This window comes from Streptomyces sp. NPDC005899 (assembly GCF_040629645.1).
Classification (GTDB): domain Bacteria; phylum Actinomycetota; class Actinomycetes; order Streptomycetales; family Streptomycetaceae; genus Streptomyces.
The window spans coordinates 1-1,006 of record NZ_JBEXWB010000720.1; the positions used below are offsets into that span (position 1 = coordinate 1).

The following is a 1,006-nucleotide window of genomic DNA, read 5'->3' on the forward strand; positions in this document are numbered from 1 at the left end:
GGAAGCCGAACGGCCCAGGGCGGCATCGGCTCGTCGCGTGCGAAGACGCGGCCCCGCTGGGGGTCGTCCGCGCCCGGCGCCCGTGCCGGCAGGTAGCGGGATCGCGGGTGGGCCTTCTGCCAGCGCGCCCAGAGCAGGTCCATGTACGCGTGGTGCAGCCAGAAGACCGGGTCGTCGGGCGAGGCGGCGCCCGCCATCGACCCGCCGATCCAGCGGTGCACCCGGTTGTGGTTGGCGATCCCGCGCGTCCCCCGGATGGCCCAGCCCTCCATCCTGTTCCGGAAGCCGGTGGTGCTGACGCTGTTCCACGGGGCGGCGTCGTAGACCGGGTCCCGCAGCGCGCGGTCCACGTCCGCCCTGCCCGGCAGGGTGAGGGGTGCGGCCGGCCGGCCGAAGTCCCGTCGCAGGAAGTGGTCGTCGGTGACGCCCCCGCTGATCCGCCAGTTCCCCTCCCGGTAGGCGAAGGGCCCGGTCATCACCTGCCTGTCCCCCGGGCGGCCGTTCCCGCCGAGGAAGTCCTCCTTCCAGAGGGAGGCGCCGGGGGTGTTGTCCCGCGTCCAGTCCCAGTACGGCACCGACACCCGGGGGTCCACGGCCCGCAGGGCCTTCTCGAACTCCAGCAGGTACCTGCGGTGCCAGGGGAAGAAGGACGGGGTCATGTGGGCGGGCCGGGGCCGGTTTTCGGCGTCGGTCACGTAGTACCGCCGGTGCATGGTGACGAAGTCGTCGTAACGGCCGGAGCGCTTGAGTTCCAGGATCGCGCCGACGAGGCGCTTCTTCTCCGTGCGTGTGAGGTCACGCTGGTTCTTTCGGCTGTACACCCGTGCTCGTCCTTCGGGTCAGATGGTGTGCGGGGAGGCGGGGGACAACTGGGCGGCGCCGATCTCGTCGACCGCGGCCCGGGCGGTCGCCAGCAGCGTCGGGAACGACTCGTAGTGGTTGACCGTGCTGAGGAAACTGCCGTCCGCACGCCGCATGACGTGGAGCGGCCGGCCGTCGATCCGGA

Annotated in this window: 2 protein-coding genes; both read right to left on the bottom strand. The window is 72.0% G+C overall.

Annotated features, from left to right (window positions below):
* Window positions 1-821, bottom strand: an 821-nt coding sequence (locus ABZ371_RS32910; RefSeq protein ID WP_358686659.1) for a tyrosinase family protein, incomplete at its 3' end; no start/stop codon positions are given.
* 18 nt (window positions 822-839) lie between these two features.
* The coding region (locus tag ABZ371_RS32915) for a tyrosinase family oxidase copper chaperone (protein WP_358686661.1) at window positions 840-1,006 on the bottom strand (167 nt) is incomplete at its 5' end.